The organism is Paenibacillus sp. 598K (assembly GCF_003851045.1).
Classification (GTDB): domain Bacteria; phylum Bacillota; class Bacilli; order Paenibacillales; family Paenibacillaceae; genus Paenibacillus_D.
Genome location: NZ_BFBX01000045.1, coordinates 27,459 through 46,854, shown reverse-complemented (window position 1 = coordinate 46,854; position 19,396 = coordinate 27,459). Strand labels below are relative to the sequence as shown.

The 19,396-nt window shown below is 58.8% G+C and carries 11 protein-coding genes; 4 read left to right on the top strand and 7 right to left on the bottom strand.

The genetic code is table 11. The features are described 5' to 3' along the window. Positions 1-136 precede the first annotated feature (136 nt). Complete coding sequence (mqo, locus tag PA598K_RS14920; protein ID WP_128657731.1) at positions 137-1,648, bottom strand: malate dehydrogenase (quinone); 1,512 nt, start codon at positions 1,646-1,648, stop codon at positions 137-139. Positions 1,649-1,943: 295 nt separating this feature from the next. Here mqo and PA598K_RS14915 point away from each other — a divergent pair, with 295 nt between their 5' ends. Further along, positions 1,944-2,111, top strand: coding sequence for a carbon storage regulator (locus PA598K_RS14915; RefSeq protein WP_128657730.1), 168 nt, complete (start codon positions 1,944-1,946; stop codon positions 2,109-2,111). A gap of 4 nt (positions 2,112-2,115) precedes the next feature. Here PA598K_RS14915 and PA598K_RS14910 read toward each other — a convergent pair whose 3' ends face one another. After that, positions 2,116-6,210 carry a helix-turn-helix transcriptional regulator gene (locus tag PA598K_RS14910; protein ID WP_185601988.1) on the bottom strand — a complete coding sequence of 1,365 codons (4,095 nt, stop codon included), beginning with the start codon at positions 6,208-6,210 and terminating at the stop codon, positions 2,116-2,118. A gap of 785 nt (positions 6,211-6,995) precedes the next feature. Here PA598K_RS14910 and PA598K_RS14905 point away from each other — a divergent pair. The 3 genes from PA598K_RS14905 to PA598K_RS14890 all read left to right on the top strand — a co-directional run bounded on the left by PA598K_RS14905 (position 6,996) and on the right by PA598K_RS14890 (position 11,058). After that, positions 6,996-7,178: a carbon storage regulator gene (locus PA598K_RS14905; protein WP_128657728.1), complete on the top strand. Its 183-nt coding sequence runs from the start codon at positions 6,996-6,998 to the stop codon at positions 7,176-7,178. A 190-nt stretch (positions 7,179-7,368) separates the two neighbouring features. Continuing rightward, positions 7,369-10,083: a flagellin N-terminal helical domain-containing protein gene (locus tag PA598K_RS39020; protein ID WP_376739047.1), complete on the top strand. Its 2,715-nt coding sequence runs from the start codon at positions 7,369-7,371 to the stop codon at positions 10,081-10,083. 147 nt (positions 10,084-10,230) lie between these two features. After that, entirely contained in the window at positions 10,231-11,058 is an 828-nt protein-coding gene (locus PA598K_RS14890) for a metallophosphoesterase family protein (protein WP_260405418.1), read from the top strand. Here PA598K_RS14890 and PA598K_RS14885 read toward each other — a convergent pair. The 5 genes from PA598K_RS14885 to PA598K_RS14865 form a co-directional block, all read right to left on the bottom strand. Beyond that, positions 11,048-14,281: a DUF6259 domain-containing protein gene (locus PA598K_RS14885; RefSeq protein WP_128657727.1), complete on the bottom strand. Its 3,234-nt coding sequence runs from the start codon at positions 14,279-14,281 to the stop codon at positions 11,048-11,050. The two genes, PA598K_RS14890 and PA598K_RS14885, sit on opposite strands and share 11 nt — an antisense overlap. A 35-nt stretch (positions 14,282-14,316) precedes the next feature. Beyond that, positions 14,317-15,732 (bottom strand): glycoside hydrolase family 32 protein, encoded by a 1,416-nt coding sequence (locus PA598K_RS14880; protein ID WP_128657726.1) that lies wholly within the window; start codon positions 15,730-15,732, stop codon positions 14,317-14,319. Position 15,733: 1 nt separating this feature from the next. Beyond that, on the bottom strand, positions 15,734-16,615 hold the full coding sequence (locus PA598K_RS14875; protein WP_260405417.1) for a carbohydrate ABC transporter permease: 882 nt from the start codon (positions 16,613-16,615) through the stop codon (positions 15,734-15,736). Between the two features lie 18 nt (positions 16,616-16,633). Next, positions 16,634-17,533 carry an ABC transporter permease gene (locus PA598K_RS14870; RefSeq protein ID WP_128657725.1) on the bottom strand — a complete coding sequence of 300 codons (900 nt, stop codon included), beginning with the start codon at positions 17,531-17,533 and terminating at the stop codon, positions 16,634-16,636. A gap of 103 nt (positions 17,534-17,636) precedes the next feature. Further along, on the bottom strand, positions 17,637-19,334 hold the full coding sequence (locus PA598K_RS14865) for an extracellular solute-binding protein (RefSeq protein WP_128657724.1): 1,698 nt from the start codon (positions 19,332-19,334) through the stop codon (positions 17,637-17,639). Between the last annotated feature and the right edge of the window lie 62 nt (positions 19,335-19,396).

Sequence of the window (19,396 nt, the reverse complement as noted above, 5' to 3'; positions counted from 1 at the left end):
TGTGCTACGATTTCAGACTTATAGCCTCCTTCATAGCACACTCGTCCTTCATACGAGGAACGTCGGCCAATGGCTTCAAAGAAAGCGGCCCCCATCCCGAACTCGCATGATGAGGACCGCCAAGGCGCGTATAAAATCAGACCGATTGCTTTACTTTTTTGTCGGACTTGCCAGCGAGGCCGAGCACCTCGACATTAGCCGTATCGATCTGATCGATCAGCTCGGGATTGTCCATCAGCTTCAAGCCGTAGGACGGGATCATCTCGCGCAGCTTCGGCTCCCACTCCTGCAACTGTCCAGGGAAGCACTTCTGGATGACTTCAACCATGACGGATACGGCTGTCGAAGCGCCGGGGGATGCGCCGAGCAGCGCAGCGACCGAGCCATCGGCAGCGCTGATGACCTCGGTGCCGAATTGCAGCATGCCCTTGCCCTGCGGCGTGTTCTTGATGATCTGTACCCGCTGGCCAGCGACGAGCAGCTCCCAGTCCTCGCTCTTGGCGTCCGGCACAAAGTCGCGCAGCGCCTCCATCCGCTTCTCCTTGGAGAGCATGACCTGCTTGATCAGATACGTCGTCAGCGGTACGTTCTTGACCCCTGCCGAGGTCATCGTCACGAGATTATGCCCCTTGACCGAGGTGATCAGATCGAACATCGAGCCGAACTTGAGGAACTTCGGCGAGAAGCCCGCGAACGGGCCGAAGAACAGCGACTCCTTGCCGTCGATGAACCGCGTGTCCAGATGCGGCACCGACATCGGCGGCGCGCCGACCGGCGCCTTGCCGTATACCTTGGCATGATGACGAGCGACGATCTCCGGCTTGCGGCACACCATGAAGATACCGCTGACCGGGAAGCCGCCGATCCCCTTGCCCTCGGCGATCCCGGTCTTCTGCAGCAGATGCAGGCTGCCTCCGCCGCCGCCGATGAAGACGAACTTGGCATTCAGCCGCTCGACCGAGCCGTTCTGGGTATTGCGCACCTTGAGCTGCCACGAGCCGTCGCCTGCGCGCTTGATGTCGTCGACATTGCGATTGTACTGAAGATCGACTTTTTTGCGCTTCAGGTGATCGAACAGCAGCCGCGTCAGCGAGCCGAAGTTGACGTCCGTGCCCGAGTCGATCTTGGTCGCCGCGATCGGCTTGCCGGCGCTGCGATCCTTCATCATGAGCGGGATCCACTCATTAAGCTTGGCATGCTCCTCCGAATATTCCATCCCTGCGAATAGCGGATTGGCCGACATCGCCTCGAACCGCTTTTTCAGGAACTTCACATCCTTCTCGCCTTGCACGAAGCTCATATGCGGCAGCGAGACGATAAAGTCGCGCGCGCTCTTGATCATCTTCTTCTTGACGAGATAGGACCAGAATTGCTGCGACACCCGGAATTCCTCATTGACCTTGATCGCCTTGCTGATATCGATCGAGCCGTCCGGCTTTTCGGTCGTATAGTTCAGCTCGCACAGGGACGCATGTCCCGTACCGGCATTATTCCATTCATTGGAGCTCTCCTCGCCCGCAGTCGACCGCCGCTCCAGCACGGTGATGTTCCAGTCGGGAGCCAGCTCCTTCAGCAGCGCGCCGAGCGTTGCGCTCATGATGCCGGCCCCGATCAAGATGACGTCTGTTGCCTGTTGTCTGTTGCCCATGATTACCATCCTTATATCTTGAGATTTGCAGAAAGGATGCAGGCGCCCCAGCTCCAAAACGCCACAGCAAAGCCCGAGCGCAAACAAATGTCGCACCCCTCCGAATCACTACATACCTATCTATCTTATCACTATTGGGGGTGGATTAAAATATGTATTTCCATGCTATACCGTTGGTTATATTTCGGAAGATTAATTAGGGGCGGGTATAACTTTCGTGGAATCACAGATCAGTATGAATTGGGCTATGCTGCGAAGGTAAATATACACCTACAGAAAAAGGGGCCCATCCACCATGCTGGTCGTAGGAAGAAAACCGGGACAATCCATCATTATCGATAACAGAATCGTCGTATCCGTCATTATGAGCGAGGACGGCCAGCTACGACTGGCGATTGATGCGCCGCGAGACGTGCCGATCGTGCGCAGCGAGCTGCTGGAGCGAAATCAGGGGCAGCCCTGACTCGCTACTCCAGCAGCCTTAGCTCGCGTGCTCGCGTGATCGCCTGGACGCGCCGATTGACTTGCAGCTTGCCGTATATATTGAAGGCGTGGATCTTCACGGTACCTTCCTTGATGCCTAGTCGGGAGGCGATCTCCTTGTTGGAGAGCCCCCCGGCCATCAACCGAAGCACGTCCAGCTCGCGCGTAGACAGCTCCTCGAAGGGCCCGATGGCCGGGGACGACATGTCCGCAACAGTCGTCGCCAAGGATGCCGGCTCCATCGTTGGCTCCGCCCTTACCTCTATCGTAGGCCCCATCTCGGTCGACACCGCTACCGACTCCAGGTCCGACACCGACGCTAGCTCCGTAGCCACGGCCGCTGCGGCTTCGGGAGCGTCGGCGGACGAGGCATAGGTATGGGCGGCATAGATCATCCGAGAGAAGGCCATCTCCAGCAGCGGCAAGCAATCCGTCGTCATCACGCCAGGGAGCCGGTTGTTCTCCAGGTAGACGAGCAAGGGCTGTCGCCCCGGCCACGGCAGCGACATGCACAGGATCGAACGCGGCGACCGCTGGCGAATATACGGGTCGGTGGCATAGACGCTCTGACTTGCATCGACCACAATGACGGCTTGTCTGGTCCGCCTGACATGGTGTACGACCGAGCTGGCGTAGCATCCACCCCCTCCTTCGTTGCCATCGGCGGCGAGATCGTTAACGTCCCGCGCGCCTTCGATGACCACCCCCTGCTCGCCGATCGACAAGAGCAGTCCGCGCTCCGCTCCGGAGTTCAGCAGGGCCAGCTGCAGGAAAGCGCCCAGCAGATCTGCAAGCTGCGCATCGCTGCCATCCAGCTTGGACGCATGGCGCAGCGCATCCATCGCCCAGCGATCCTCGACCCCGGCGTTCAGCGGCGGACGCGGCTTGGCGTATTGCGACCTTGGACGCTCAGGCGGCTCGGCTGCATCCGCTGCTACAGATTGACCCGCCCCTCTCAGCTCTGGGTATAGCCGCTGCAGTCGGTCAGCGACGCCATCCGCCCCCCATCTCAGATAAGCCTCATGCGCTCTGAGGATATAGTCCGCCTCCCGGTCTGGGCGATGGAGCGTTTGCTGGAGACGTGCCGCCCGTTCGCTGGCGATCGCTTCGTCATGCGCATCACCGATCGATCGCGCATAGTCTATGGCTTGATCATATCGATTGCAGGCCGCCTCCAGCTTGCCGTTTAGCCGGTCCGACTCTGCCAGCAAGACGAGATATTTGGCCCTCGTTCGCTCGGGCACGACGTGGGTCCACTTTTTCATCTGGCCGAGCAGGCGCTTGAGCGCCTTGCGATAGCTCCTCCGAAGGGAGGGCGGGGCATCCGCGTAGATCGTCATCATCGTCAGGGCAGAGTAAAAGCAATATCGCTGATGGTAGGACAGCAGCATCGTCGCCTTCAGACGCCTTGACTGCTCTACGACGGCTGCCGCTTCTCCGTACCTGCCGTGCAGGTAGCTCACCTCAAGCTTGCACGTGTAATAGTAGAGCAAGTGCGAGACGTGAGTGCCCTCCTTCGGCAGCCGCTCCAGCAGCGCTTCATCGATATCGCCGTCGTCGAGTCGGAGCCTGGACGTGTCGGCTTCCGTCCGCAGCAGCTGCAGATAGCGGCCGACGATACCGACGACCCGCTTCGTCATGTCGTCCAGACGATGCAGCTGTCGTGCATAGTGCCGCCATAGCTGCTCCAGAAGCCTAAGATCCTGGCTCTGTGTAATCAGTCGCGAGGAGATGGCATACCCCGCATACACCAGATCGCCTTGGCTCGCACAGTATGCCTCAGCCTGGGCAAAGCAACGATCCGACTCGCCCGGACGCAAAAACTGCAGGATGAGAGCGTTCATGAACAGCACGATGCCCTGCAGTCTAGCATTGCCTGTCCGCTCTGCATATTGCAACGCTTGCTCGGCAAGGCGAAGCGAACGCTCGTAATCATGCAAGCCGTAGCATAACGCGATGGCATATGCGCTCAGTCCGATCGCCAAGGCGCCATCGTGACGCTGATCTGCGGCGATCCGTACATATCTAGCCAGCATGAAGGTGGCCAACTGCGAATGGGTCATGAACAGCAGCGACGATGCAAGCGTAATGATGTCCGCCATAGCCAAGTGAATCGGATCATCGCTTGTCGGCCCCTGCTCAAGCTGCTGTGGTCTGCGTGCAAGGTAGGCTCGCGTCCGCAGCATCTCGGCAGCCATCCCCAGACGAGAGGGAGCGGCCGGGAGCTTCAAGCCGAGCTCGGCCAGCGCATGGATCGCGATCTTCGCTGCTTGCCCATCCCGCTTGCGATAGGCGCACATCGTCATCTGGATGACGTAGATACGCGCGCGTCGCTGCGGGGCCTTCTCCCATCCCAGCAGTTCCTTCAGCACATGCTCGGCACGATCGAAGTAACCGCAGCAGTACTGGCATTCCGAGCTCTCCAGCAGCAGCTCCGCGTATAGCTCGCCATATCGACTCCAGCCCTCAGCCTCGACCAGCTTGATCCCCTTCTGCAGCAGCTCCAACGCTTGTACATGCGCCGCTGTCGCCTTGGCCAGCTTGCCCGCCTGCAGATTGATCCGCGCCAGCTGCTCTCGCTGCTCCGGCTCCCTCATCAGACCGCTGCCCAGATTGGCATGATGCGCGATCTCGAACAATTGGAGAGCCGGCATGTCCTCCCCACCATACTGACGCTGCAATTGGCGACCGATCGATTGATGCAGCCGCTCCCGCTCCGCAGCCGGGATAGCTTCATAGATGGCCCGCTGCACTTCATCATGCGAGAAGCGGTAGGACATCTCCTCGCCCAGCAGGATCAAGCCCTCCTCCAGCGCAGATTGCAGCTCCAGCCGCACCGTCTCCGTACCTATACCCTCCAGCAGCGCCAGCTGCTCCAGCTCGAATCCCCGTCCGAAGCAACTGGCGCTGCGGAGTAGCCGTCGCACCTCTGCGGGCAACGCCTCGAACCGGCAGACGATGAGCCCGACGACGTCCTCGAAGCTTTCCTGTTGCTGGATCTCCGCGAGTTCCCATATCCACAGCGACGACTCGCCATCCTCGCGATATCGGAGCCATCCTTCGTTGTAGCAGCGCTGCAGCATTTGTTCGAGGTAGAAGGGATTGCCGGCCGTTTTTTGGTAAAGCGCTTCCGCAAGCGGCTTGACAGTACAGGGATCGCTATGAAGCGCTTCTACGACATACCTCTTCACGCTGGCAAGCCCCAGCTCCCGGAGCTCGATGAGTTGTACGCGCGGCTGCGCCACGCTCTCGTCCGTGAGCAATAGGTCCAGCAGCACTTGAGCGGCATCGAATCCATCGTTGCGGAAGGCCAGCAGGATGAGCAGATGCTGACTGTCGGGGTCGCTCATCAGCGCTCGCAGCAGCTGCAGCGAGGCCGGGTCTGCCCACTGCATGTTGTCCAGGCAGAGCACGAGCGGATGCTCGGCATCCGCGAGCGCCCGCAGGAAGCCGCAGAACACCTGATGAAGCCGGACCGTCGTCTCCGATGGCGGCAGCTCGTGAAGCGGCGGTTGTTCGCCGATGATATGGACGAGCTCCGGGATCATCCCTAGAAGGATCGCTCCCTGCTGCCCTACAGCGGCAGTAATGCGGCCGCGCCAATAATCCAGCTCCGCATCGCTCGCTCCCAGCAGTCTGGCCGCGAGCTCCCGAATCGCCTGGACCAGCGGCAGATAGGGCGCAGCAGCCGTCTGTAGGTCGAACGCGCCGGCGAGGAAGTGTCCCGACTGCTCGAAGACGACTGCTCGAAAAGCCTTCAGCAGTGCTGTCTTGCCGCTGCCGGCGCGGCCTCCCACCAGGACGGTCTCTACAGCTCCGGCGACGGCCTCCGCATAGCTGGAGCGCAGTTGCTCCAAGAATGCCTCCCTTTCATACAACACTTCGGGAAGCTGTAGACGGCTCCGCCGATCCGCGCGCCCCAGCTCGAACCCTGGGATCACGCCGCGCTGGCGCAGCTGCTCGGCGCACTGCTCGAGATCGGCGAGCAAGCCATATATGCTCTGGTAGCGGTCCTCCGGCAGCTTGCTTAACAGCTTCATGACGAGATCGCCCAGGATGACAGGAATATCCGGGCGCACCCTCTCCGGTCTCGCCGGGAGCTGCGCCAGATGGGCATGCGCCCACTCTAGCTCAGAATTCGCCGCGAATAGCGGCGCCCCTGTCAGGCATTCATAAAACAGGATGCCCAAAACATAAAAGTCGCTGCGTAGATCAACAGCTCGGATGGTACGGCCAAGCAGCTCCGGCGAAGCGTACATAACATCTCGGGTAAGGTTGTCGGATGGCGAGGAGTTGGGTGAATCGAATGGGGTCAAAAGGATCTGGACGGAGGAGTCGTCCGATATGAGTACCGAATAGTGGTCCGGGTGAAAGGGATGACGTGGACTGTCGTGGTCGGCTTGACGTTCGACAAGTCGGACAAGCTGCCGGGCGACTGAAAAAAAGAGATGCCGATTATCCCGCGTGTGCCGGACAATTTCGGTCAGGGGGATCGCGCGTGTGTCCTCTAGCATGGTATGGAACCTCCGAATGCAGGGTAGACGGATAGGACTTTAGTAACAAGTATACCAAAAAAATTTTTGGAATGCCCTAAACTTTTTCGGACCCTGTGCCGATAACGGTAGTAAGTAGATATCCGCTTCCTCATGGACGAGTAGAAGCGCATGTGTATTCAAGGACGACGAAGGTCGAAACATGCGCGCTAGTCGTCTTTTTGCTGTTTTCTCAAGGACACTCGCATGCCGTATAGCCAAGCTTAGGGACGAGCAAACCCATCGCCGATACGCTTCAGGACGAAGCCAGGCCGCGATGTGTTTGCTCATTTTTGGGTTCGGCCGATGGCCACATAAGGAGAGATGAGCAGATGCTCGTATTAGGGAGAAAGCCAGGGGAGTACGTGATGATCGACAACAACATCATGGTCAAGGTAGTCAAGAGCGAGGAGGGGCATCTGCGTCTGGCGATCGACGCGCCTAGACATATCCCGATCGTAAGAGGCGAATTGGCGGACCGGAGCGACAGCATAGACGATAACATAGAGCAATAACGCATAGAACCTCTGCCACTTATGGACGAGTGGTGTACTCAGGGAAGAGCCGCGTACGAGTCTGTCTGGACTCGCGAGGCGGATCAGCGCGCGATCCGTCGGCAGCGACAGAGCAGGTCTCACGCAAGGGCTTCGCACGGGATGCAAATGGAGAGGCATCCTGAACCACACCACACGGAGGTAGAGAATGATGAGAATCAATCACAACATCGCGGCGCTGAACACGCATCGGCAGCTGGCAACGAACAACGTAGGCACAAGCAAATCTTTGGAGAAGCTGTCTTCCGGTCTGCGGATTAACCGTGCCGGCGACGACGCGGCCGGTCTGGCGATTTCCGAAAAAATGCGGGGACAAATCCGCGGCCTGGAGCAGGCTACCCGTAACTCGCAGGACGCCATCTCGCTCATCCAAACGGCTGAGGGCGCACTCAGCGAGACGCACAGCATTCTGCAGCGTATGCGCGAGCTGGCGGCGCAATCGGCGAACGGCACGAACTCAACGGAGGATCGCCAAGCGATTCAGGAGGAAGTCAACCAGCTGACCTCCGAGATCAACCGGATCGGCAATACAACCGAATTTAATACGAAGAGCCTGCTCAAAGGCGAGCTTAACGTGGAGACGGCGAAAACGGCCAACGTGACTGGCGGAGCCGTGACCGGCACAATCTCGATTACAGCAGCAGATACGGTTGCAACTGCAACAGGCACTGCGCTTGGCAATGTCAACATCTCGGCAATCGGCGGCGGTACGGTAACCGGCAATGTCGCTTATAGCAATCCTTCGAGCGCAGGCAGCGGTCCGAACATTGAGGCCACTTCTGCAACGGCAACGGGCACGGTCGATGCTTCTACGCTGACCGCAGCCTTCACCATCGTTGATGCCACAACAGAAGGCGCAACGATTACTTCTTCAAAAGCTTACACTACAGCTGCAGGTCCAACGGTTACTGCAAATGACAACGAGCTTACGGTCAGCCTGAACGGGGTCTCCGCCTCAGTTGCATTGGATGTAGTCGATTATGACGGCACTCCAGGTCAAACGGCGGCTGATTTCAGAGACGACCTGCAAGCCAAGATTCAAGCGCTGGGCGGGGACTTTGCCAATGTGACGGTCAACTTCAACGGCGATAGCGAGCTCGTCTTCAAAACGGCTGATGCAGGCGACACCTTCGCCTTAACTGGCGGCAATGCGCTCACCCATCTGTCTACAGCCGGCGACGGTTCCGACCTGGTGGCTGGTGCGGACACGCCGAACAATGAACTTACACTGACAGTTGGCGGCAATACCCAGACGGTCAGCTTGGCTGCAAATACGTATGATATGACGACTGGAGCCGGTCGCAACACCTTCCTGACAGACCTGAATACGCAGTTGGACAGCGTGTTCGGCAATGGCAATGTCATCGCCTCCTTCGAAGCCAGCACGAACAAGCTGGTCCTGACGAACAACGTAGAAGGCGTAGCCAGTACCATTACTAATATCACAGGCTCGGCGGCGGCTGAGCTCGGCTTGACTAGTGCAGCTTATGAGCAAGGTAGCCAGAACAATCTGCTGACGGTCTCCTTGAACGGCGTGGAGCAGACGATTAGCCTGGCCACGCAAGACTACTCGGATACAGCTGGCGGCTTGAGCGCGCAAGATTTCCTCGATGATATCGAGACCAAGATTCAAGCGCTCGGCGGCGCATTCGCAAGCGTATCGGTTGGCTTTGACGCCGATAACAAAATCGTGTTCTCCACGGCGGATGCAGCAGACGATTTCGCGGTTGTTGGAACAGGCGGCGCAGCGGCGTTAATTGGAACGTCGTTCACAACGGGCACAGAAGGTTCGGGCAACAACCAGTTGGCCGTCACGGTTGGCGGCGTGACGAAGAACGTGACCCTTGCAGATGGCAGCTATAATTTCACGAACGCCAGTGATCGCACGAGCTTCCTGACCGATCTGAACAGCAAGCTGGACACCGCCTTTGGCACAGGCAATGCAGAGGCGTCCTTCACCGCCGATAACAAGCTTGTCATCACCAACACGCTGACAGGCACTGGCAGCACGGTCGGCGCGATTACGGGAAGCGCATCGACTGCGCTTGGCCTCGGCTCGGCAGCGGTACAGCAAGGACATAATGCCAACCACACGGGCACGTTGACCATTGACGGCATTGATGTGGATATCGAGCTGGCCGTAGGCAACTATACTGCAGGCGCTCTGGCTTCCGACTTGCAGACCCAGATCCGAGCGGCTGACCCTGCTCTGGCCAATGCAACGGTAAGCCTGGCGGATGGCAAATTCGTGATCTCCTCCGGAACGCAAGGCGCTGCCGGAACAGTATCCATCGGTGCGGACGAGCTAGCAAAAACATTGAAATTGACCGCTTCCGAGGGAGCTCAATCGACAGTCGGAGCCGACGCAGTAGATCAAGGTCTGAAAATGCAAATTGGCGCCAATAACGGACAAACGCTGACCGTGGACATCGGCGACATGCGTTCGCTGGCACTGGGCATCTCTGGCACAAGCGCAGGCGCCGCACATGGCACAGTAGCCGGCGCAGCGTTCTCCGCCTTCCAAGCCGTAACGAACGGAACAAACAACACTGGCGTGGAGTACAGTCTGGACGTTACGACATCAGAGAAAGCAACCGCTGCAATCGAAGTACTGGACAATGGGATCCGCGCGGTCTCCAATGAACGTTCCAAGCTGGGAGCGTTCCAGAACCGTCTGGAGCACACCATCAACAACCTGGGCGCATCCGCAGAGAACCTGACGGCGGCCGAGTCCCGGATTCGCGATGTCGATATGGCCAAAGAGATGATGGAATTCACCAAAAACAATATCCTCACCCAAGCGGCGCAAGCGATGCTGGCGCAAGCCAACCAACAGCCGCAAGGCGTACTGCAACTGCTCCGTTAATCGCTTGTATAGAAACAACACCCCCGTGCGCATGGCGTACGGGGGATTTCTATATTCCGGCAGCATATTCTAAGGGCACTGCCGTGCCGCCGCCTGCGCCCTTGAATATATTATACTGCCAATCAACGACAAAGGTGGTAGCGTGATATGAAAAAACCTGTGAAAAAGCCAAGCGCGCTCAAGCGTCGGCTCAAAAGCCTCATCAAACGTCCCGTCTCGAGCAAGCAAACCGTGCTCCGCTTCTCTGTTATCGGCGACAGCCATGTCGGGTACGGCAACAGCGAGGCTATCTTCCGACAGCTGCTGCCCCGAGCGATCCGCAGCGGCACGCGATACGTCATCTTCGGCGGCGACAATGCGCATGCCGGGGCCGATCATGGACAGTTCGCGCAAGCGCGGTACACGACCTTCCGCGATACAGCCAACGCCGTGCTTGGACCGCGCAGCATCCCGTACAAAGCCTCCATCGGCAACTGGGAGACAACGACGCGCAGCCTGTTCCGCAACTACCTCGGCACCGAATACGGCTTCCGCAGCTTCCCCGGCACCGGGGGTCGGGTGCGACATGTGTGGCTGGACAACGCCACTGGCCGCTTCAGCACCGAGAGCATCAACCTGCTGCGCAGCCTTGACGACAGCCGCTACTACTACATCTTCGACTTCCATTGGCCGCTTAATATTACTGGGCTGACCGTCGACCCTTCCCATGTGCTGAGTCCAGCCGAGACGCGGCGTTTCTTTGACGCGGTGCCGGCCTCGATCCGCAGCAATGTGCTGGCCATCTTCACCCACCATGCCCACTTATTCTTCCAGAAAACCTCCAATGTCTATCCCGGCTTCCCCAACACCAAGTTCTATGTGACCGGCTGCTCCGGCGCTTATGCATGCAGGGATCGGGACCGGGGCTATTACGACGCTGCACTCCTCATCGATAACAACCGCTATTCTGTACGGGCCAGAGCTGTTAATGCCTGAGCTGCGGTTCGCCCCAGAACGCCCAGTCGTAGCCGTAATCGCCGAGCGCATCCGTAATTAAACTAATGACGACAGCCTGGCCGGCGTAATCGTCCAGCGACACGTCAAACGGCATCCAGGCTCCGCCTGGCAGTAGGTCCTCTGACCACAGCTCTTTGCCATTCACTGCGATACGGAACCCGACCCCGTTGGAGTCGTCCGCGCCGTCCTTGATCCCTGCCAGCCCGGTCAGCCTCGCATCCGCTGTCGGCAGCTGCACCACATAATCGATCTGCGTCTGCCCGCGCTGAGGCGGATGGGCGTCAAGCCCTTGCTTCTGCACGCCACTGACTGTCCCCGTGCCCGCGTACCCGCCGAACGGGCTCTGCGGCAAGGACTCCGTCCCGTTGTCAAACCATAAGCTCGCGTCGAACGGCGTCGTATCCAGCGCAAGCGGCAACGTCGGAACGGCCCCTGCATCATGAAGCAAGTACAACTGGTCGGTCGCCGGCGTCGTGATCTCGTACCGATCATTGCCGAGCGAGACTACGTCCGCCGCGCCCGAGCGCGAAACGACTGCTTCGACCGGCTCGGGACTGACCAGATGCAAGACGACGCTGCGCGACTGCCCAGCCTGCTGTTCATGCGCCACGCGAGGCGTCACCCAGACCGCCGAGTCATTGTCTACCGTAGCTCCCGGATGCGTCTCGAGCCGCAAGGTCACTTCCTTGCCCTTCCACTGCGACAAGTCCAGCTCCATGGCGATCGGCGAAGCGGTGGCATTAAATTGCTCCGCCTCCAGCACCGGGCGGGTCGCTGCCGGAGCGGCCTTCTCCCACGCCAGGATGTTGAACGTCACGCCGTCGCTGGACTGGGCATTCTGAGCGCTCCCCAGCTGTACAGCCGTGCGGAAGAAGGAATCCCGATCCGATGGCAGCGTGACGTCGAATTCCAGCCACGTCTGTCCGCCCTGCCATGATCCAGTATACGGCGGATGCGCAAGTATCCGATCCCCCCAGTGCTGCACGGTTCCGCCCTGGGCGAACGTATGGGAGAATCCGCCTACCGACGAGAACGGCGCGGCGGTCTGATTCACTGTACCATCCCCCAGCCGCTCGCCTGCCCGGATCGGCCCGGCATAGTCCAGCAGGTCTGTCGCATCGGCCTGCTGCTCGTCCTGGAGGGCAAGCACGGTATGACGGCTCTTCAAGGACAACCGCTTCACCGCAACCTCCGCCGGAAGATCGTCGATATGGAAGGCATCCAGGTCCCGCAGCTCATCGGAATAGATATACGTGCGATCCGGATTCAGTCCGAACAGCCGCGTATCATCGTACAGATGCCAGCCCGGGATCTGTCCCGGCAGCTCGACGCTGCTCTGCCCGTATAGATAGCGCAGCACATCCGTCTCGCCAGGGGCGCCGGCTGCCGCCATCGACAGCTTCTCCCCGTAGGCATCGCGTTTGTATTCGGCGCTCCCGCCGCCCTCTGTCTTGAAGGCAAACAGGGTATTGTCGGACCAGGAGGACAAGTCTGCGGTTGGCCGATGCTGCTGATACCAGTTCACTTCATCGAGGAACTGCTCCATGAGCGGAGACGCGCCGGACACCTGCGCATGATTGGGACGTGTCAGCACGGGAATCGAGCCCAAGCGGTTTTGCACGACCTTATGCCAGGCGAGGAAATAGTCCTCCGTCATCGGATTGGCATGATCCGGGTGCCCGTAGATCTTCGTGTACGGGGCAAAGATCGCCGAGCTGGCCGGCACCACCTGATCGATCCTTCGTTGGTCCCATGTTCCGCTCGGGGCGAAGACGCCATAGGCATGCCGCTGGGCAAACGCTTCGTAGCGAGTCGTAATTTCATTCAGACTCTCGCCGCCCAGTGCGACATTATCCGGCAGCTGCTCGCGCAGCTCGCGGTGGAGCGCGATGTTGCCTTCCATCATATTCATACCATCGATCTCGCCATTCGCATCATTATACATGAGCAGCGACTGATCGAGATGGAGCGCGTCCGGCTGGACCGTCTGGACCAGCTCGACCATCCTGTCCGCGAACAGCTCGCGCCAGTCCTCCGAGGCCGGGTTGATCTGGGCGAACTTGATCTGCTCCGAGCCTGCCGTATACTCCGAATAGACGGGCTGCAGCGTATACGGATCGATAACCTGATACTGCTGCATGGACGTATACGCAGGGTTGTCCGGCGAGACGCCAAAGATATTGACATAGAGCATCACTCGGTACCCGAGCGCCTGGGCGGCCTGGATGCGGGTCGCCATATCGGGCTTGGGCGTATAATCCGGGAAGTTGACATCGTAGGGGTCCAGACGCCAGCCCGGCACGACCAGCAGCGTCTGCTCGGCCTCGACCTGCTGCGCCAGCGCCTCCAGCATCGGCTGATCCTCCAGATCGGTCACGACAGCGAACTGGATGTCCTCCGTCCACGCCGGCTGCTCGGCCAGCAAGGCGGACAATCCGAACTCCTGATCCGCCCATCCCCGATACAGCTCGGCTCCCTCGACCCACTCCCCGGCATAAGCCTGCAAGCGCCAGTCGGTGGAGACGGCTTCCGTAATCGCGGCGAAGGGCGCCGGACTATGGGTCTCCATGCCGATGTAGAACTGGCCGTTCTCATGCTTGACATGCAGCGTCTTAAAAAACTGAGCGTCGTCATCGGCATGGACGAGCATGCCGCCGTCCTCCCCCTGGATGAGGAACATCTGCGCCTCCCAGATGTTCGGATAATCGAACTGCTGGAACCCGTAGGCCGCGTCCGGCGACTCGGCTGTCAGCCGGATGCCGCCCAATACCGGGAGGATCAGGTCATACGAATCGGGTACGATCATCCCCCATTGCACGCCGCTGATGCCCGGCGCTTGCGTCATCGCATCCTGGCTGACCGTCAGCGTCCCGTTATATTTTTTCCGCACGGTCGTCTCCAGGTCGGCCTTGCTCTGGCCGCTGCCCCAGCTATGCTCCACGGTCGTATGCCCCCGCTTGATGTCGGTGCTGGCGATCGCGACGTTATTCCACAGGTTCGTTAATGAGGTATGACGGATGCCGGTCAGTTGACCGCTGCTCCCCGTACCCAACGTCACGCTGCCATAGGTAAAGTCGATGAGGCCTGTAGTCGGATGGTAGACAACGCCGGGCTGGTTAGCCGCAGCCATCGATCCGAATATGGAAAACACGAGGATAATAGCTATACTGAACGACAAGGCTGATCTGGCCTTTCTCTTCATTGTGAGCCCCTCCTGTATTGGTTTCCTTCCGAAGCCTATCTGCCGAATAATGCCGCCTGGAAGCTCGCGCTCCCTTCGCTCACGAATACCCCCCATCCGCCTTCCGTGTGATCGTACAGCCTCGCGCTCATCGCGATCGTGCGATTGACATAGACCTCGCATACCGTGCCGTCGAGCAAGATGCATACCTCGTACCGCGTATCCGGCTGCAGCTCGAGCGGACGCTCCAGCCCTACGGCATGCGGGATGTCGCCCGGTCTTGGCCACTGGTCGAAGACGACCCGGCGCCGACCCGGCTCGAACCGGATCTGGTATCCGTATTCCAGCTGTTCACCCCCTCTCAGGATGATGCCGCAGCTCCGCGTATCGGCTGCGAAGCTGAGGCTCAGCTCCAGCTTGCAGCTCTCCGGCAAGCGGCCAGCCATGGCGCAAGCGAAGGCATCGCCCGCATCGACGGCCGCGCGCCCTGGCCCTGTCTGCCAGTCGCCCAATACCTGGGCAAACGCAAACGGAAGCTCCGCAGGAAGGGCCGCTCTGACGGAGTCGGGAACCGTGACGGACAAGACGCCGTCGGCTTGCTGAATGATCTCATGGACGACGAGATGACCGCCCCACTGCCACGTCCCCTGATCGTGCTCACCCTCTCGCGTCGGATTCCAGCCGAAGGCGTAGCGGCGCTTGCCGTCCGTCCAGGTCTTCGCCGCGTAGAATGCGCGATTGTCCAGGCTGTCGTTATCCGGCGCCAGCCACGGCCCCTGCAGCGACTGGCTCATCCGGTAGTGGGTCACGGTACGATCCGAGAAGGTGGAGTAGATCAGGTACCACCACTCCCCGATGCGGAACAAATCCGGGCACTCATGCGTCGTATACAGATAGGGCGCCCAGAAGGGATCTCGAACCTCCCAGCGCTTCAGATCGCTGGAGGCGCACAAGGCGACGCAGCCCCGCCGATTGGCCGGACCTTCCTTCAAGCGCGCAGCCAGCAGCATCCAGTACTCGCCCGCCTCCTCGTTCCAGAAGACGAACGGATCGCGCCAGTCATGCTCCTCGTACTGGTCGGAGGGCGCGTAGAAGGCGTCCTCCGGCAGCTTTTCCCAATGCACCATATCCCGACTGACGGCATGCATTACTGCCTGCTGCTGCTTGCCCTGCGCCGGGAAATGAAAATTATTGCCCGTATAAAAAATATGGTACAGGTCGTCTGCCTTCAAGATACAGCCGGTGTAAATATACAAATCCTGCTCATCCTCGCGGCCTCGCGGCAGCACTTCCCCATATTCGGTAAAGCGAACAAAATCCTGCGTGCCCAGCAAAAACCATGGCGTGCCTTCGCCGTAGGCTTCCTTATCCCGCCAGTCCTTCAGATACAACAGCTTGAACTCGCCTTCGTCATAGAAGGGGATGACATCCGCCAGCCAGCCATCTGTCGGCTTGTAAAAAAGAGAACTCATGTTATTCCTTCACGCTCCCCAATACGATTCCTTTGACAAAATACTTCTGCAAAAACGGGTACACCAGCAAAATCGGCAACGAACCGACAATGATCTGCGCGGCCTTGGAGGTGCGCGTCGAAATCTGCGACAGCTTGTGAATATCCTCCTGCTTGACCTGCGAGAAATCGAAGTTGATAATAATCGTCTGCAAATAGGAGGACAGCGGATAATGCTCCGGCTTGTTCATCAGAATGAGGCCGTCAAACCAGGCGTTCCAATGCCCGACGATCGTGAACAGGCCCACCGTAGCTAGCCCGGGCAACGATAGCGGCACATAGATGCTCCATAACGTCCGGATATGTCCAGCGCCGTCCATAAAGCAGGATTCCTCCAGCTCCTTGGGCAGTCCGCGGAAGAAGTTGAGCAGCAGGATGACATTAAAGACGGGCACGGCTCCCGGCAGCACAAGCGCCCAGATCGAATCGAGCAAGCCTGTGTAGCGGATCGTCATATACCAGGGGACCAGCCCGCCGCTGAACAGGATCGTAAATACAAAGATCCACACATACACGGTGCGGAGACGAAAGGCCTTCACTTCCTTGGATAGCGGATAAGCGACCATCACCGTCAGCAGCATGTTGATCGCCGTCCCCAGGACGACACGCTCAAGCGTAATGCCCAGCGAGCGCAAAAACTCGGGGCGACTCACGATGAAATCATACGACTTGAGGGTAAAATCGACCGGCCAGAAGGTCACCTGACCCGCTGCTACCGCCGCGCTCTCGCTGAAGGATACGGCCATGACATGAATCAGGGGCAAGAAACAGAGCACGGCCAGAAACGCCAAAAACAACGTATTGAAACGGAGGAACAAACGTCTGCTCCAGGAGACATGATGCACGCATATCCCGCTCCTTTCCTAAAAAATCCGGTAGTTCGCAAATCGGTAAGCCAGCAAATACGATATGGAAATGAGCAGGAACGACACGACTGATTTAAATAGCCCTACTGCGGTCGCCAGGCCGTACTGCGCATCGTTAAACGCGATCCGGTAGATCATTGTGTCGAGGATATCGCCGCTCTCGTACACAAGCGGATTGGCCAGATTAAACACCTGATCAAATCCCGCATTAAGCACATTGCCCAGACTGAGCGTCGCCATCAGGACGATGATCGGCATCATGCCCGGCAAGGTGATGTGCAGCGTCTGCCTCCAGCGATTGGCGCCGTCCATCACGGCCGCTTCGTACAGCGTCGGATTGACGCTCGTGATCGCCGCCAGATAGACGATCGTGCTGAAGCCGAACTCCTTCCAGACATCGGAGACGATCAGGACGGCCGGGAACCAGCGGTTATCAGCCAGGAAGAAGATTGGCTCGATGCTGATCCACGCGAGGAAAGCGTTCACCAGCCCTTCGGAGGGCGACAGCAAGTCGATCAGGATGCCGCTCAAGATAACCCAGGACAAAAAGTGGGGCAGATAGATGAGCGTCTGGACGCTTCTCTTGACGAAGGCGCGCGACACTTCATTGAGCAGAATCGCAATTACGATCGGTACGATCAGACCCGCAACGATCTTCATACTGGCGATAAACAGCGTGTTCCAGATGACCCGTCCGGTATCCGGCAAATCCAGCACATACTTGAAGTTGTCGAGTCCCACCCATGGGGAGCCAAACCAGCCGCTGAAGATCGTAAATTTCTGAAACGCGATCACCACCCCAAGCATCGGCACGTAACTGTAGATCAGCACAAGCGCCAGACCGGGCAGCAGCAGCAGATGCAGCGGCAACTCGCGTATCCATTTTGCAGCTTTCACAGGCTTTCTCACCGCCTCATTGATCGATAGATAGGCAGGACGAAGAAGGGGAGGAATGATGCCATCTCCCCTTGCCCTGTCTTTATCATGCAATTAGTTACGTTTATTGCGAAGCGATCCAGTCGTTGATTTCCGCGAGGATCGTTTCTCCGCCCAGCTTGTTCCAGTCGGCGACGAACTTGTCGAACTCATCCACCGGCGCAGCGCCCATAATGATTTTGGTGAACGTCTCCTTCTCCAGCTTGTCGAGGGTCGCCCATTTGTCTGCCATCGTCGGCGTCTGCCCGCCGAACGCCGTCATGAGCAGCCGATCTTCCGTATAATTGTCCATCGTCACTTCGAAGCCGAAATATTGATGCGCGACAGCCCAGTTGTCCATATTGCCGGTTTTCAGATAATCAACGGTCGGACCATACTTATCCGTCTCGGTGAGCGCATCCGCGAGCAGACTCTCGTCCTCGTTGTTGATCGCTTCCCGCAGCAGCTTCAGCGACTCGAGCACGCCGTCATTGGACACCCCGGATTGTACGATCGACAGTCTCGAGGTGTTGATGCGCTCGCCGTTTTCCTCCACGGTAATGAATTGCTCCTCATCCCTTCTGGAGCCGTGTACGACTTCCTCATGCAGATTAAGCATCTTCACGACCGCCTCCGGATGCTTGACGCCCTTGCGGACGACGACATAGCCGCTCGCCGAGAAGCCTACGCTCGCTTTGGACGGGGCGCCGTCTACCGAAGGGACAGCGAACGGCTTCCATTCCATGCCCGGGTTTTTCTTCACCGCATCGAGGAATACATAAGGATTCCAGTTGGCTCCGAAGGCCATGCCGAACTTGCCGGCGGCGATGTCCTCTGCAACCTTGTTGCCATCCTTGACGCCAAACTCACGATCCAGTTGACCCGCCTTGTACATCTCCTGAAGCTTCCCCAACGCAAGCTTCATCTCGGGCTGTGCCGAGCCGTAGACCACCTTGCCGGCCTCATCCTTCACCCAGGTTTGCGGGTAGGCGTGGAACGCATTGGCGAAGCCGGTAAGCGACGTGATCGGCCCATACAGGTAGTTGTTCACCGCCAGTCCGTAGGTATCGGGCTTGCCGTTGCCATCCGGGTCCTGCTGCGTGAACGCCTCGGAGATACGCAGCACATCCTCGAACGACTCAGGCTCAGGCAAGCCCAGCTTCTCCAGCCAGTCTGTGCGCACCCATAACAGATTAGGCTCGTAGATCGGGGCATTCACTACCGGGATCGCCAGCAGCTGGCCGTTGAAGGTCGCGGAGGCCAGCGCCGCGCCGCCATCGCCCATCTGCAGCTTTTTGGTATGATCGGAAGCGTATCGCTCGTATACGTCCGTCAGATCCTCGAGCTGTCCGGCATCGGCCAGTTGCTTCAATTGGCTGGCCGATACCGCGAATACTTCGGGCAGACTGCCGGAAGCGATCGAGACATTCAGCTTGCGGTTGTACTCGTTGGCCAGCGCAGTCCAGTCATGCACGATTTTGATGCCCAGCAGCTCCTCATATTCGCGGTACCACACATTATTGTCTATACTGTCGCCTTGCGGATACGTCCAGTTCTGTTCGACCGCGCGCGCCACATGGAGCTCGATCGGAGGATCGAACTTGCCGAATGGGTCTGCGGGCTCGGACGGGCTATCGCCTGACGTTTCCTCTGCCGTCTCTCCGGTTTGCGGCGTTGGCTCATTCGTATTGACGTTGCTGTTCTGTCCATTGCTGCATGCCGCTGCGATGCACGAGAATGCCAGCACGAGGGTTACCATGAAGAGCAGACTTCTCTTTTTCAATTTCCCTTCCCCCTTGGATGTGATGCAGGCTGCGATCCGCGCCTTGCTTAGCCTTAGTATAA